Here is a 14,261-nt window from a genome sequence, read left to right as displayed (position 1 = left end):
TGTACGCCTGTATGCATATACGAGAGATTCATGGGTGACCGTTGAACACCGACATGTCCCAAAAGGCGCTTCTCAGGCGTGAACTGCTGGCTGCACGGCGCCTTCTCAGCAGGGAAGACGTGGAAAACGCCGGGGTGGTTCTGTCCCGGGTCGCATTGGGTCTCCCGGAATTGTCCGGGGCCCGCACCGTCGCCGCATATGTCTCGGTGGGGAGCGAGCCGGGCACGCGCGCCCTGCTGGACGTGCTCCGCGCGCGGGGCGTGCGGGTGCTGCTGCCGGTGCTCCTTCCGGACAACGACCTGGACTGGGCACCGTACGAAGGAGCCGCCCGTCTGGCCCCGGCCGGCCGCGGGCTGCTGGAGCCGGACGGGGAACGGCTCGGCCCGGACGCGGTTCTGGAGGCCGACGTGGTCCTGCTGCCGGGCCTCGCGGTGGACGCGCGCGGGATGCGGCTCGGCCGCGGCGGCGGCAGCTACGACCGGGTGCTGGCCCGGCTCGCCGCGGCGGGGGCGCATCCCGCGCTGATCGTCCTGCTGTACGAGAACGAGGTGGTCGCGCGGGTCCCCGAGGAACCGCACGACCACCCCGTGGACGTGGTGGTGACTCCGGCCATGACCCGCCGGACGGGCCCTACGGTTTGAGGGTCAGGGTGTCGGTCGTCGACTTCATGACGGCGTTCGTCCCGAAGGACCAGTCGAGCAGTTCGCCCTTGACCCACTTGTCGGTCTGATCGGTGTAGTGCGCCGCGAACGCGTGCCCCGAGGCGCCGGTGAGGTTGATCCAGCGGGACTTGTCCCAGTCCCCCACGTTGACCACCATCCGCATCGAGGGAACCCAGACGACGTCGTAGCCGCCGGCCGCGTTCCAGCCGGTGGCATTCACCGCGGCCTCGCCGCCGCCGATGTTCCACGGGCCGCGGTTGAGGACACGCTGGAGCAGACCGGGGCCCTCGGTGCCGAGGGTCTGGTTCTTCAGGGTCAGCTGGTGCAGCCGGCCCCAGCTCCAGGTGGTGATGTCCTTGCCGAGCTTCGCGGTCAGCTCCCAGCGGGCGTCCGCCATGGCGCGGGCGAAGAGCTGGTCGCGGTTCTCGGTCGCCGTGTCCCGGCCGCTCCTCGGCGACTTCCACCAGTCGCTGTTCGGGTCGTCCATCAGGTTGGCGACCACCTGGTACCAGCGGTCACCGCCGTCCGGCTGTGCCGTGTCCGGCTCGCGCTGGCCGCACTCGCGCACCAGCTTGCCCTGCTCGTCGACCGGGCCCGAGCTGTCGGCGCGGGGCACATTGAGGCATTCGCCCTTGACCCGCAGCTCCTTGGGCAGCTTGTCGCCGAAGGCCAGCTGGAGGATGTTGCGCCAGACCGCGTTGAAGTACGCGGCCGCGGCCGAGTCGGACTCCTGGGTGTAGTCCCAGCCCTCCAGGAGCTTCTGCGCCTCGCGCACGCTCTTGTCCGAGATGTTGATCTTCATCAGCTCGGGCACCAGCAGCGCGGCGATCTCGCTGGTGTTGTCCATCTGCATCTTCTGCATGTCTTCGGTCGAGATCTTCCCGCCGCCCTTGATCTTCGACTGGATGAGGTCGTTGATCCGCTGGCTGCGGGTGCCGTAGCCCCAGTCCTTGGTGAGCAGGTAGCGATAGTTCTTCTCGTCGATGACGGGCTGGTTGGCGGTGACGATGTAGCCGCGCTTCGGGTTGTACTCGTAGGGCAGCTCTTCGAACGGGATCGGGTCCTTCTTCCAGCCGTACTCCGAGGACCAGCCGGGGCTGGGGATCGTGCCGTCGCCCTGGATACGGACCGGGATCTTGCCGGGGGCCTGGTAGCCGATGTTGTTCTTGGTGTCGGCGTAGATCAGGTTCTGCGAGGGCACCTCGAAGTGCTCGGCCGCCGCCCGGAAACTCTTGAAGTCCTTGGCCCGGTTGAGCTCGAAGACTGCGTCCATGGACTTGCCGGGTTCCAGCGCGGTCCACTTCAGGGCGACCGCGTACCCCTCGGCCCGGTCCGGAGCCGAGTTGCCGACGGGGGCCTTCTGCCCGACCTTCTCCAGTTCGCTGCTGCGGTCGGAGACCAGCGGGCCGTTGTTCGTCTCGCGGATGGTGATGGTCCGGCTCTTGCCGCCGGCGACCTTGATGGTCTCCTCGCGGGTGGTGAACGGCTTGACCTTGCCGTCGTACAGGTAGCCGTCGCCGGAGACCTTCTCCAGGAAGAGGTCGGTGACGTCCGCGCCGAGGTTGGTGAAGCCCCAGGCGATGTCCTGGTTGTGACCGATGATCACGCCGGGCATGCCGGAGAAGGTGTAGCCCGCGGTGTCGTACTGGCACTTCGCCGAGATCTCGCGGCAGTGCAGCCCCATCTGGTACCAGAGCGAGGGCAGCTGCGGCGCCAGGTGCGGGTCGTTGGCGAGCAGCGGCTTGCCGGTCGTCGTGTACTGCCCCGAGACCACCCAGGAGTTGGACCCGATGCCGTTGCCGTTCGGGCCGAGCAGCGCCGGGATCTGGTCGAGGGTGTCGGAGAGCGAGGCGAGCTGGGTGCTCACGCCCTCGGTGGCGCCCTGCACGGTGTCCGAGCCGAGGCCGGACGACGACGGCGTCGCGGCCGGGTCGAACTTCCCGGTGACCGAGGAGATCGCGCCCCCCTCGACGATCGGCTTGTGCTTCTTGTACGGGTAGGGCGGGTAGAGGTCCTCGATCTTCTTCGCGTCGAGCCTGCTGGTCATCAGCGAGCGGTCGATCTCGTCCTGCATGTTGCCGCGCAGGTCCCAGGCCATGGCCTTGAGCCAGGCGACCGAGTCGACCGGGGTCCACTCGGCCGGCTTGTAGTCGTTGGTGAGGCCGAGGGCGGCGTACTCGACGGAGATGTCCTTGCCGTCGCGCCCCTTCAGGTAGGCGTTCACGCCGTCCGCGTACGCTTGGAGGTTCTTCTTGGTGTCCGCGGACAGGACGTTGTCGTACTCCTCCTGAGCGACCTTGCGCCAGCCGAGCGTGCGCAGGAAGGAGTCCGTGTCGACCTGCCCGGAGCCGAACATCTCGGAGAGCCGGCCGGCCGTCATGTGACGGCGGACGTCCATCTCCCAGAAGCGGTCCTGCGCCTGCACGAAGCCCTGGGCGCGGAAGAGGTCGGCGTCGGTGTCCGCGTACAGCTGCGGGATCCCGTAGCTGTCGCGTTTGACGTCGACGTTGCCGTCGAGGCCTTCGATCTTGATCGACCCGGTCGTCTGCGGGTACGAGGCCCGCACGGTTGATACGGACCAGAACGCGCCGTAACCGATACCCGCGACAAGCGCCAGCACCAGGACGATCACGATCAGGCGGGCACGTCGCCCCTTCTTCCTGCCGGTCTTCCCACCGGTGGAACCGGTGGTGCCGGAAGAGGCGGTTGTGTTGGCGGGCATCGCTGTCCTTCGAGGGGCAGGTGGTCCTGGGAGTGCAGGAGCAACCATAGGCGCAGCGCCGACGCGGCTCTGACGCGGCATCGAGATGGTTCGAATTCCGAGGTGGTCGTACGAACGATCGAACGCGTCAAGAAAACGTTAAAGATTAGGTAAGGTAACGAAGTACCGGCCGCCAACGGCCGATGCCGAAACTCGATTCGGCAGGCGTACGCAGGGAAGGAACGGCCACTGACTGTCCACGTGCTCAACGAACTCCTGCTCGTCTGCTCACTCGTCCTGCTCGTCGCGGTGGCGGCAGTGCGCATCTCGTCACGCAGCGGGCTCCCCAGCCTGCTCCTGTATCTCGGCATCGGGATCGTCATGGGGCAGGACGGCCTCTTCGACGTCAAGTTCAACAATGCCGAACTGACCCAGGTGATCGGTTATGCCGCACTGGTCGTGATCCTCGCCGAGGGCGGCCTGGGCACGAAGTGGAAAGAGATCAAACCCGCGCTGCCGGCTGCCGCTGTGCTCTCGATCGCCGGCGTCGCGGTGAGCGTCGGTGTCACCGCGGCCGGGGCGCACTACCTGGTCGGCCTGGACTGGCGCCAGTCGCTGATCATCGGCGCGGTCGTCTCGTCGACGGACGCCGCCGCGGTCTTCTCGGTGCTGCGCAAGGTGCCGCTGCCCGCCAGGGTCACCGGCGTACTGGAGGCCGAGTCCGGCTTCAACGACGCCCCCGTGGTGATCCTGGTGGTGGCCTTCTCGACCAAAGGACCGGTGGACAGCTGGTACATACTGGTCGGCGAGATAGCCCTGGAACTCGCGATCGGTGCGGCCATGGGTCTCGCCGTCGGCTGGCTCGGCTCGTTCGGGCTGCGTCACGTGGCACTGCCCGCGTCCGGCCTCTACCCGATCGCGGTGATGGCGATCGCGGTGTCCGCGTACGCTGCGGGCGCCCTCGTCCACGGCAGTGGCTTCCTCGCCGTCTATCTGGCCGCGATGATCCTCGGCAATGCCAAACTGCCGCACTGGCCCGCCACCCGCGGCTTCGCCGACGGGCTCGGCTGGCTGGCCCAGATCGGCATGTTCGTGCTGCTCGGTCTCCTGGTCACCCCGCACGACCTGTACGACGACTTCTGGCCCGCGGTCATCGTCGGACTGGTGCTGACCGTGGTGGCACGTCCGTTGGAGGTCTTCATCTCGCTGGCGCCGTTCCGGCTGCCCTGGCAGGAGAAGGCGTTCATGTCCTGGGCGGGGCTGCGCGGCGCCGTACCCATCATCCTGGCGACCATCCCGATGGTGTCCGGGGTCGAGGGCTCCACCCGGATCTTCAACATCGTCTTCGTGCTCGTCGTCGTCTACACCCTGATCCAGGGACCGACCCTGCCCTGGATGGCGAAGGCCCTGAAGATCGCCGACGACCCGGCCGAGGCCACCGACCTCGGCATCGAGTCGGCACCACTGGAACGGCTGCGCGGCCATCTGCTGTCGGTGGCGATCCCCGGCAGGTCGAAGATGCACGGCGTGGAGGTCGGGGAGCTGCGGCTGCCCGCCGGCGCCGCGGTCACCCTGGTCGTACGGGACGGGAAGAGCTTCGTGCCGGCGCCGTCGACCGTGCTTCGGCGCGGTGACGAACTGCTCGTGGTCACCACCGACCCGGTGCGCGACTCGGCGGAGGCACGGCTGCGCGCGGTCGGCGAGGGCGGCAAGCTCGCGGGCTGGCTGGGCACCACCGGCAGTGGTGGCGAGAGCCTCGCCGCGCCCGATGTCGCCCATGACGTGGCGCACGCGCTGAAGGCCGTGAAGAGAATGGGGAAGGCGGACGGGTCGAAAGCCCGTCACTGACGTCGTCGCGTCGACCCCGGCGGCCCTCGACTCCGGCGGCCCCGGCCGCCGGAGTCGATGCGACGGCTGGGACGGAAGAGGCTGTGTATTTCTATCCGAGGCCTGAACAGGCTCCCTGCCCACAATCAGAGGCCCGCAAGGGTGTCTGCCTGTATCATGAAGGCCATCTGATCGGCCCCCGGTAGGGGTCGAGCGGCCAGATCGGCCAACCCGATCGACCAACCTGAACGACCAACTCTGCCTGACGCAGAGCTGGCGCGACCGTATGGCGGTCGTGGCGTCCTCCGCCTCTGCTGAGCGCCCGGCATCTACCGCAGTCCCGCGCGAAGAGGACAGCTCTCGGCAGCACCCGTACGAGCCCGCACCACCCGTGCCGGCAGGGCGGGAGCTCGGCCACCAGGCGGCAGAAAGGCATGGACCGTGGCGTCCACGGTCTCCGACCGCCCCGGATACGGGCAGTTGCTGCGCACCCCTGGTGCGTGGACGTTTCTCCTGCCGGGCTTCGCCGCACGGCAGCCCTTCGCGATGCTGACGATCGGCATCGTGCTCCTGGTCCAGCACACCACCGGCTCGTACGGCAGCGCGGGATCCGTCGCCGCCGTGACCGGTGTCTCCATGGCTCTGTTCGCCCCGCAGACCGGAAAGCTCGCCGACCGTTTCGGCCAGCGCGCCGTACTGCTGCCGGGTGTCCTGGTGCACGCGGTGTCCGTGTCGGCGCTGACGGCGCTGGCGCTGGCGGACGCGCCTCTGTGGGCCCTGTTCGCCGCGGCCGTGCCGACCGGCGCGTCCGTTCCGCAGGTCGGGCCGATGGTCCGGGCCCGCTGGGCAGCCGTGCTGGGCGCGGCACCGGGCCGTGCGGCCTCCCCGCTGATGCCGACCGCGGCGGCGTTCGAATCGGTGACGGACGAGTTCACCTTCGTCATCGGCCCGGTGCTCGCCACCGCGCTGTGCACCGGGGTGCACCCGGCAGCCGGCCTGATCACGGAGGCCGGCCTCACTCTGGTCGGCGGCCTGCTCTTCGCCGCGCAGCGCCGCACCCAGCCCGCGGTGAGCACCCGCGCCACCAGCACCTCCCGGCGGCATGCGTCCGCGCTGTCCGTACCGGGCGTCCGGGTGCTCGCGGTGACCTTCCTGGGGATCGGCGCGGTCTTCGGCGGCATGCAGGTCTCGCTGACCGCCTTCGCCGAGGAGGTCGGCCGGCCCGGTGCGAACGGCCTGCTGTACGGGGTCTTCGCGGCCGGCAACATGCTGGCCGGGATCGCCTGCGGCGCCATCGCATGGAAGAGCGGGCCGCGACGGCGGCTGATCGTCGGGTACACGGCACTGGCCCTGACCGCTTCCGGGCTGTGGGCGGTGCACTCCATGACCCTGCTGGCCGGGCTCGGACTGCTGGTCGGACTCTCCATCGCCCCGGCCCTGATCAGCGGCTACACGCTGGTCGAGGGGCTGGTACCGGAGTCCGCCCGGACCGAGGCGTTCACCTGGCTGACGGGCTCGGTCGCTCTGGGCCAGGCGGGCGCGGTGACGATCGCCGGCCGACTCGCCGACGCCCACGGCGCGAGCACCGGTTTCGTGGTGCCGCTGGTGGCGACCGTACTGGCGCTGGCCACGCTGCTGGCACTGCGTTCGAGGCTCGTGCCCGCCGCCTCGCCGCGGACCGTGGCACGTGGTGTCGGTCACCGGGAGCCGGTCACGGTGGACTGATCCCGCGGAATACGTCAGTATGGAGCGTCGTTAGCACTCATTGAGTGAGAGTGCCAGGAGGAGCAAGTGCCGACCTATCAGTACCAGTGCACCGAATGTGGCGAGGGCCTCGAGGCGGTGCAGAAGTTCACCGATGATGCCCTGACCGTGTGCCCGAGCTGCGAAGGACGCCTCAAGAAGGTGTTCTCGGCGGTCGGCATCGTCTTCAAGGGCTCCGGTTTCTACCGGAACGACAGCCGTGGCTCCTCGTCGAGCAGCACGCCGGCGTCGTCCTCGGCGAAGGCATCCGGTTCCGATTCCTCGTCGTCGTCGACCGGGTCCGACTCCAAGTCGCCCGCTTCCTCCTCGGTCCCCGCGTCTTCTTCGTCGTCCTCGTCGTCCTCGACGAGTGGTACGTCGGCAGCCTGAGTCGCACCGCAACGTTCCCCGGGACCCCGTCGATCCGTTCGGCGGGGTCCTCGGCGTTTTCTCGCGCCGCTAGTGTGATCGCATGGTGAACGCAGAGATCGGTGTCATCGGCGGCTCGGGCCTGTACTCCTTCCTGGAGGACGTGACGGAGGTGCGTGTGGACACCCCGTACGGACCGCCGAGCGACTCCCTCTTCCTCGGCGAGGTGGGCGGCCGACGCGTCGCCTTCCTGCCCCGTCACGGGCGCGGCCACCATCTGCCGCCGCACCGCATCAACTACCGGGCCAACATGTGGGCACTGCGCTCCGTCGGTGTGCGTCAGGTGCTCGGCCCGTGCGCGGTGGGCGGCCTGCGTCCGGAGTACGGGCCCGGCACGCTGCTCGTGCCCGACCAGATGGTGGACCGCACCAAGGCCAGGACGCAGACGTACTACGACGGGGAGACCCGGGCCGACGGAGCGGAGCCGAACGTCCTGCATCTGGGCTTCGCCGATCCCTACTGCCCCGAGGGGCGCAGGGCCGCGCTGGCGGCAGCACGCGCGAAGCACTGGGAGCCGGTGGACGGCGGAACGCTCGTGGTCGTCGAGGGGCCGCGCTTCTCGACCCGGGCGGAATCGCGCTGGCATGCGGCGATGGGCTGGTCCGTGGTCGGGATGACCGGGCATCCGGAGGCGATCCTCGCGCGCGAACTGGGCCTCTGCTACACGACGATGACGTTGGTGACGGACCTGGACGCGGGGGCGGAGGCCGGGGAGGGCGTCTCCCACGGAGAAGTGCTGAAGGTGTTCGCGGCCAATGTGGACCGGCTGCGCGCGGTGCTCTTCGACGTGGTGGCCGCGCTGCCGGCGGTGGCCGACCGCGACTGCCCGTGCTCCCACGCGCTGGACGGGCTGGACACGGGGATCGAGCTTCCTTAGCGGGTCGATGGGGACGGCCGTGAGGGGAACGGGACGGAGTGGGGCAGGCAGTGGGAGGCAGTTGCGGGTAGCGGGTCGCGGGTGACCGTTGTGGTGTGAGTGGGTGAGGAAGTTGTCCACAACGCCTGGGGCATCCACAGGCTTCGGCGGGAAACTCGCGGACGGTGGATCGTGAGGCGTGTTCGTCCGAATCTCCTCACGGCAGTTGGTGTTTGCCATGTCTCCGTTGCCTCAGTCTCCGTTGCCTCAGTCTCCGTCGTTCCCGCCGTCCCTGCCCTCCCCGCCGTCTCCGTCGCTCTCGCCTCCCCCGCCCTCCCCGCCGTCTCCGTCGCTCTCGCCTCCCCCGCCCTCCCCGCCGTCTCAGTCCTGCCCTCCGCCCCAGGCGTTCCCGTCGCCTCGGCCCTCTCCGCCGTGCTCGCCGCCGCTCCCTCCGTTCCCATCGCCCCCGTCGTGGGCGTCCGTACGCCCTGAACGTCCCGTTGCGAGTGCCGGGACGGCACGGCCGACGGCTCCGGGACCACCGGCATCGGCTCCCCCGCCGGGTGGTGTGCCCGCGTTCGAGCCGGTGCGGGTGCGCGGAGGCGGTGGGCACCGTCTGCGGCGTGCGTTGTGGCGACAGCGCCGCGTCCTGGCCGCCGGGCTGGCCCTGACAGCTGCCGCACTCGCCGCGACGGGGCTGGGCGGTGACGGCGCGGACGGGGACACCGCGCGGGGGGCACGGATGAGGGAGGGCGGTACGGCAGGGACGGCTCCGGAGCGGGCGCGGCAGTCGGTTCCACTGGTGTCCGCGCCGGTCCGGATCGCGGATGCCGCGACAGTGCGGCTGCTGCGACCGGGAGACCGGGTCGACGTGATCACTGCCGCGCCGACCGGAAGCGATGTCCGGGTGCTGGCGAAGGGCGCGCGGGTGGCCGACGTCCCACAGCCCCCGGTCGAAGGTCCTGCGGAAGACGGAGCGCTGATCGTGCTGTCGGTCCCCCGGGCCGTGGCCGCCTCGCTGGCCGGTGCGGGCATTTCGGCCAGGCTGGCGGTGACTCTGTGCTGACGTGCGCTGATGAACGATCAAACAATCAAACCAAAGGCGCACATCGGGCGACTTCTTCGCACACTGCCGTACGTTGCGGAGGGTTTCGTTCCGCGTACGGCACAGGCGAAGGAGGGCGTGCCGGAGACGCTGGAGGTGAGCGAACCGGAAGTGTTGAAGGAGATCCGCGACGCTCTCGTCTCGCTGCGCGGCGGCCCGATGCGCGGGGGCCACGGCGAGGACCCCGGCCGAGGTCACGACCGGTAGCGGTCACGACCACTGGTGGGACGCGTGGCAGGAGAACCGGCAGCGGCGTCGTCGGACCACCACGGAGCAAGGGATCAGATGTGGTGGGGCGGCTTCTCGTCGAGGAAGCGCGCCAGATCGCCGGCGCTGCCACCGGCCGGGGCCCGCTCACCCCATCCTCGGTCCGTATCGTCCGCGGACTGCTGGTCCAGCGGATCGTCGAAGATCAGCGCCGGTCCGGGTTTCGGCTGTACCGGCTGGGTGGGCTTCGAATCGCGCGGGCCGGGGGCGGGGGCGGTGCTCATACATCCAGAGTACGGCGGCGGTCAGCGGTCCTTCGGGGCGAGCAGCCACAACCCGAGGACGAAGGGGAACGACAGACAGAGGAAGCCCGCACCCCACCAGGCCGTGCCGGTGTTCCCCTCCATCCACGCGTCGATGACGACGGTCAGGCCCCAGAGCTGTCCGATGACGACGGTCACGGTCGGGGCCAGCCGGGCCGTCAGTTTCGCGGAGCGCTCCGGTTCCTGGTCGGTTCCCGCGCCCGGGCCGGGACCGGTGCGCCTGACCCGCGGGTCGCCGTAGCCGCTGGTGGAGCGGATCTGCGGATACCGCTCGTGGAGGGGGCGATTGAGCTCGGGACGGGCGCTGCCCGGGTGGTACTCCGGGCGGTCCGGGGGCTCCTCGCTCCGGTGCTGCTGGGCCTCGGTCATGTGTGCCAGCGGAGCGGAGACGAGGACGCCGGCCGCGGTCGCGCGGGCGGTGACGGACCGGGAGCCGGAGAACGGGGAGTCGGGGGTCGGGGAGCCGGGGGTCGGGGGTCGGGGGTCCGCCCGGTCCGGTGCGACCGGGCCCGGATCCGGTCCCGGCGGGCTGGGTGCCGGGCGCTCCGGGGATGCGCGCGCCGGAGGCGGGCTGCGCGGCTTCGGCGGAGGCTTCTGATGGCCCGGTCACTCCGTCACCGTAGGGTCGCGTGGGGCGATTGGTCCTGTTTTGCTGATCGGCGGGGTGAGCCCGTTCGCCCGTCCGGACCGTAATCTGTCGCCGGGCCGGCACAGCCGCACCGGCCTGCGGTTCCCCCGAGGACCTTGCGCCCCCGTCGGCTCATGAACACATGCACGAGAATCCGCTGACCGGCGTCCGGGACGCGTCACCCGAGCGCCGCCGACCCATCTGGTGTGCCGATATGCCCATGACCAGGCCCAGAATGACTGCCCGCAGTCGAGCCGAGGAACATCGCGCGTCCACCCCGCTGGAGCTGTTCTTCGACCTCTGCTTCGTCGTCGCCGTGGCGCAGGCGGGCGGACGGCTGCTGCACGCCGTCGCCGAAGGACACGCCGTCACCGGAATCGTCAGCTACGCGGCCGTCTTCTTCGCGATCTGGTGGGCCTGGGTCAACTTCAGCTGGTTCGCCTCGGCTTACGACACCGACGATCCCCTGTACCGCGTGGTCACCCTCGTCCAGATCACCGGGGTGCTCATCTTCGCCGCCGGGGTGCCGCGTGCCTTCGACACGGGCGACTGGACGGTCGGTGTGGCCGGCTATGTCGTGATGCGGCTCGCGCTGACCAGCCAGTGGCTGCGCGCCGCGTACTGCACCCAGGGCTCCGAGAGGCGTGTCGCCCTGCGGTACGCCGTCGGGATCACCGTGGTGCAGCTGGGCTGGATCGGCATGCTGTTGCTGACCGACAACTCGGGCGGGGCGCGTGCCGCCGTCTTCGTCGTGCTGGTGCTCGCGGAGATCTCCGTTCCGGTGCTGGCCGAGCGCGACCGCGCGACGAGTTGGCATCCACGCCACATCGGTGAGCGCTATGGCCTGTTCACGATCATCGTGCTGGGCGAGACGATCGCGGCGGCCACCGTCGCGGTCCAGGAGGCCATGGACGAGCACAACGCGTTCCGCGCGTTGCTGCCGATCGCCGCGGGTGGGCTGCTGATCGTCTTCTCGGCGTGGTGGATCTATTTCGCCGTGCCGATCCACGACTACCTCCGCGGCAGCAGGGAAGCGTTCATCTGGGGATACGGACACTTCCTGGTCTTCGGCTCGGCGGCGGCGATCGGCTCGGGCATCGAGGTCGCCGTGGAACAGGCCGTGGGCAAGGCCCATGTCTCGAACGCCGTGGCGGCCGCCGCGGTGACCGTGCCCTCCGCGCTCTTCCTGCTGACGGTGTGGGCGTTGCACGCCCGCCACTTCAAGCGCGATCTCGCGGAACAGTTGCCTCTCCCCCTGGCCGCGCTGGCGATCCTGGCCTGCACGTTCGCCGGGGAATGGGCGGTGTTCGCGGCCGGCCTGGTGGCGGCGGCGACGGTGGCCGTGGGCGTGGCCCTGTCCCGGCGGCCGGACGTGGCGGGCACGGGCGGGGCAGGGGCGGCGAGCGGGCGGTGAGCGACAACCGCGGATGGCAGGAACGGCCCGAGCGGCACGGCCGACGCCGATGACGTCGGTCGCGCGAGTGGCGCCGGAGGTGCCGGGGCGGCGAGTCGCGAGCACCGCACGGCGCACATGGTGAATCCGGTTTCCAGTAGTGGTGAATCCAGTTTCCAGTGAGGAGCACGCGTGACGGAAGAACCGCAGGAACCGACGGGCCCCTCCCCGTTGTCAGCCGCCGCCGGGCCGCTCGACGCGCTGACCGATGTCGCCGGACTGCGTGTCGGCCACGCGCGGGTGGCGGGCGCGGGTGCGTTGAGCGGCACCACGGTGGTCCTCGCCCCCGAGGGCGGTGCGATCGCGGCCGTGGACGTGCGCGGCGGTGGCCCCGGCACCCGGGAGACGGACGCGCTCGATCCGCGCAATCTGGTCCAGCGCGTCGACGCCGTCGTCCTGACGGGCGGCAGCGCGTACGGCCTGGACGCGGCGTCGGGTGTGATGGCCTGGCTGGAGGAACAGGGGCGCGGGGTGCGGGTCGGGCCCGATCCAGCACAGGTGGTGCCGGTGGTTCCGGCCGCGTGCGTCTTCGACCTGGGGCGGGGCGGCGACTGGCGGGCCCGCCCCGACGCGTCGACCGGTCGCGCGGCGGTGGAGGAAGCGGCGGGCACCGAGTCGGGGGCTCCGGTCGCCGAGGGGGATGTCGGCGCCGGTACGGGGGCGGTCGCCGGGCAGCTGAAGGGCGGGGTGGGCACGGCGAGCGTGCGGCTGGACTCCGGGATCACGGTGGGCGCGCTCGTCGTGGTGAACGCGGCAGGTTCGGTGGTCGATCCGCGTACGGGAGTGCTGTACGGGGAGTACGGCGCCGCCGAACCGCCGGTGCACCCCGCGCCCGAGGTCCACCGTGCAGCACAGCGACGCCTGGCCGAGGCGCGGGCGACGGGCGTCCGGCCTCCGCTCAACACCACCCTCGCGGTCGTCGCCACGGACGCGGATCTCACCCGGGCCCAGGCGCAGAAGCTCGCGGGCACGGCGCACGACGGACTGGCGCGCGCCGTCCGCCCCGTACATCTGCTGACCGACGGGGACACCGTCTTCGCACTGGCCACCGGCGCCCAGCAGCTGGATCCGCGGAACCCGATCGCGCTCAACGACCTCCTGGCGGCCGGCGCGGACGTCCTGACCCGCGCCATCGTGAAGGCCGTCCGGGCAGCTCGGAGCGTTGACGGCCGCCCCGGCGGGGGCAGTTACCCTTCGTACAGCGATCTCTACGGCGGACACCGGCCCCCGGCACCGCCCGCGCCGCGCGAACGCCCGGCATCCGACTCGCCTCCCGAGTAAGGAAGTTCGGACGAACCGACAGGAACCATCTGCGCGCGACATACGTTTTTCTGAACCCCGGTCACGATGTCGGAGCCAGGGACTACGTTAAGCACGCACCAAGTAACACGCGGCGACGGCCTGGAGACAGCACCTTGAGCGATCCGTACGAGACAACCGAGCAGCACCTCGAGCGACTCCTGCGACGGGCACTCAACTCTTTCGACCTGCCCGACAGCACGGTCGAGAGACTCGGTACCGCACTCGCCCACAGCAGCTCCCTGCACTCCTCGCACCACAGTTCCGTACTCCACCGGGAGACCTACCGGCACACGTATCTGCTGTCCGACGGCACCCCCCTCACCCTGTGGGAGCTGGTGCACGGCGGTCCGCGGGGCGCGACGGGCCCGCGGTCCCGGACGGAGCCCGACCTGCGCCACCACGAGCTGTACGACGACGAGGCGGATGTCCATGTCGCCGCCGCGCGGCTGGCCGGCGGCTGCGGTGAGGCCCCGATGTTCGGGGACGACGGACCGCAGGCCGATCTGGAGGTGCTCACGGTCCTGATGGCGGCGCCCCCGGTCCCGCTGCCCCGGATGTACGCCCCGGACAATTCCGCCGACCACGCCCGCCGAGTCCTGCGTCGCGCGGAGAACAGCGACGGCCCCGGTGAGGAGACCGCCCGCCTGCTGCGCGCCGCGTTCGCCCATCACATCACCCAGGTCTTCGGCCGACAGTGCCGGGTGGACGGGCGGGACGCCGGTTTCACCCTGTACGAGCACGCCTTCCTGCTCCTCGACGGCAGCGAGACGAGCCTGTGGGAGGTCGAGCACACGGCTACGCCCGACGGCCGCCACATGTGCGAGGTGTACGGCGACGAGCAGTCCGCACGCGGCGCCATGGAGAGCCGTGCTCACATCTGCTGACCGAGCCCGTCACACAGGAGAGGTGGGCGGGCGCCCCCCCGGGGGGGGGGGCCCCCCCCCCCCGGGGGGGGCCCCCCCCCCCCCCCGGGGGGGGGCGCGCGGCGGGCGGGCGGGGGGCGGTGCGGCGGGGGGCCCCGGCCC

At 70.6% G+C, this 14,261-nt stretch carries 12 protein-coding genes and 1 pseudogene; 10 read left to right on the top strand and 3 right to left on the bottom strand.

Features of this window, described 5'->3' with window-relative positions; genetic code table 11:
• The first annotated feature begins 53 nt into the window (after positions 1–53).
• The gene (locus tag ACIRP2_RS23665; RefSeq protein ID WP_404253348.1) at positions 54–641 is read left to right on the top strand and encodes a 5-formyltetrahydrofolate cyclo-ligase; all 588 of its coding nucleotides are present in this window, start codon (positions 54–56) and stop codon (positions 639–641) included.
• Here the strand turns inward: ACIRP2_RS23665 and ACIRP2_RS23660 are convergent.
• Positions 631–3,384, bottom strand: coding sequence for a penicillin acylase family protein (locus ACIRP2_RS23660; protein ID WP_404253346.1), 2,754 nt, complete (start codon positions 3,382–3,384; stop codon positions 631–633). The two genes, ACIRP2_RS23665 and ACIRP2_RS23660, sit on opposite strands and share 11 nt — an antisense overlap.
• Positions 3,385–3,672: 288 nt before the next feature.
• On the opposite strand from ACIRP2_RS23660, the gene ACIRP2_RS23655 reads away from it, so the two are divergent.
• The 6 genes and pseudogenes from ACIRP2_RS23655 to ACIRP2_RS23630 form a co-directional block, all read left to right on the top strand.
• Positions 3,673–5,211, top strand: a complete 1,539-nt coding sequence (locus ACIRP2_RS23655; RefSeq protein ID WP_404253741.1) for a potassium/proton antiporter — start codon at positions 3,673–3,675, stop codon at positions 5,209–5,211.
• A gap of 420 nt (positions 5,212–5,631) precedes the next feature.
• Positions 5,632–6,915, top strand: a complete 1,284-nt coding sequence (locus ACIRP2_RS23650) for an MFS transporter (RefSeq protein ID WP_404253344.1) — start codon at positions 5,632–5,634, stop codon at positions 6,913–6,915.
• 66 nt (positions 6,916–6,981) lie between these two features.
• Positions 6,982–7,323 carry an FmdB family zinc ribbon protein gene (locus tag ACIRP2_RS23645; protein ID WP_404253342.1) on the top strand — a complete coding sequence of 114 codons (342 nt, stop codon included), beginning with the start codon at positions 6,982–6,984 and terminating at the stop codon, positions 7,321–7,323.
• 82 nt (positions 7,324–7,405) lie between these two features.
• Positions 7,406–8,239, top strand: a complete 834-nt coding sequence (locus ACIRP2_RS23640) for an S-methyl-5'-thioadenosine phosphorylase (protein WP_404253340.1) — start codon at positions 7,406–7,408, stop codon at positions 8,237–8,239.
• Between the two features lie 547 nt (positions 8,240–8,786).
• Positions 8,787–9,284, top strand: a complete 498-nt coding sequence (locus tag ACIRP2_RS23635; RefSeq protein ID WP_404253338.1) for a hypothetical protein — start codon at positions 8,787–8,789, stop codon at positions 9,282–9,284.
• A 102-nt stretch (positions 9,285–9,386) separates the two neighbouring features.
• Positions 9,387–9,530, top strand: a pseudogene (locus tag ACIRP2_RS23630) (large conductance mechanosensitive channel protein MscL); the annotation flags it as partial.
• 74 nt (positions 9,531–9,604) lie between these two features.
• Here ACIRP2_RS23630 and ACIRP2_RS23625 read toward each other — a convergent pair.
• Both ACIRP2_RS23625 and ACIRP2_RS23620 read right to left on the bottom strand, forming a co-directional pair.
• Positions 9,605–9,814 (bottom strand): hypothetical protein, encoded by a 210-nt coding sequence (locus tag ACIRP2_RS23625; protein ID WP_404253336.1) that lies wholly within the window; start codon positions 9,812–9,814, stop codon positions 9,605–9,607.
• Positions 9,815–9,835: 21 nt separating this feature from the next.
• Positions 9,836–10,222 carry a hypothetical protein gene (locus ACIRP2_RS23620; RefSeq protein ID WP_404253334.1) on the bottom strand — a complete coding sequence of 129 codons (387 nt, stop codon included), beginning with the start codon at positions 10,220–10,222 and terminating at the stop codon, positions 9,836–9,838.
• Positions 10,223–10,701: 479 nt separating this feature from the next.
• Here ACIRP2_RS23620 and ACIRP2_RS23615 point away from each other — a divergent pair, with 479 nt between their 5' ends.
• The 3 genes from ACIRP2_RS23615 to ACIRP2_RS23605 all read left to right on the top strand — a co-directional run bounded on the left by ACIRP2_RS23615 (position 10,702) and on the right by ACIRP2_RS23605 (position 14,120).
• Entirely contained in the window at positions 10,702–11,895 is a 1,194-nt protein-coding gene (locus tag ACIRP2_RS23615; protein ID WP_404253332.1) for a low temperature requirement protein A, read from the top strand.
• Positions 11,896–12,105: 210 nt separating this feature from the next.
• Complete coding sequence (locus ACIRP2_RS23610; RefSeq protein WP_404253739.1) at positions 12,106–13,215, top strand: P1 family peptidase; 1,110 nt, start codon at positions 12,106–12,108, stop codon at positions 13,213–13,215.
• 134 nt (positions 13,216–13,349) lie between these two features.
• Complete coding sequence (locus tag ACIRP2_RS23605; RefSeq protein ID WP_404253330.1) at positions 13,350–14,120, top strand: DUF6227 family protein; 771 nt, start codon at positions 13,350–13,352, stop codon at positions 14,118–14,120.
• Positions 14,121–14,261: the final 141 nt, after the last annotated feature.

Source organism: Streptomyces sp. NPDC101194, from assembly GCF_044767885.1.
Lineage (GTDB): Bacteria > Actinomycetota > Actinomycetes > Streptomycetales > Streptomycetaceae > Streptomyces.
This window is presented reverse-complemented; position numbering and strand designations above follow the sequence as displayed.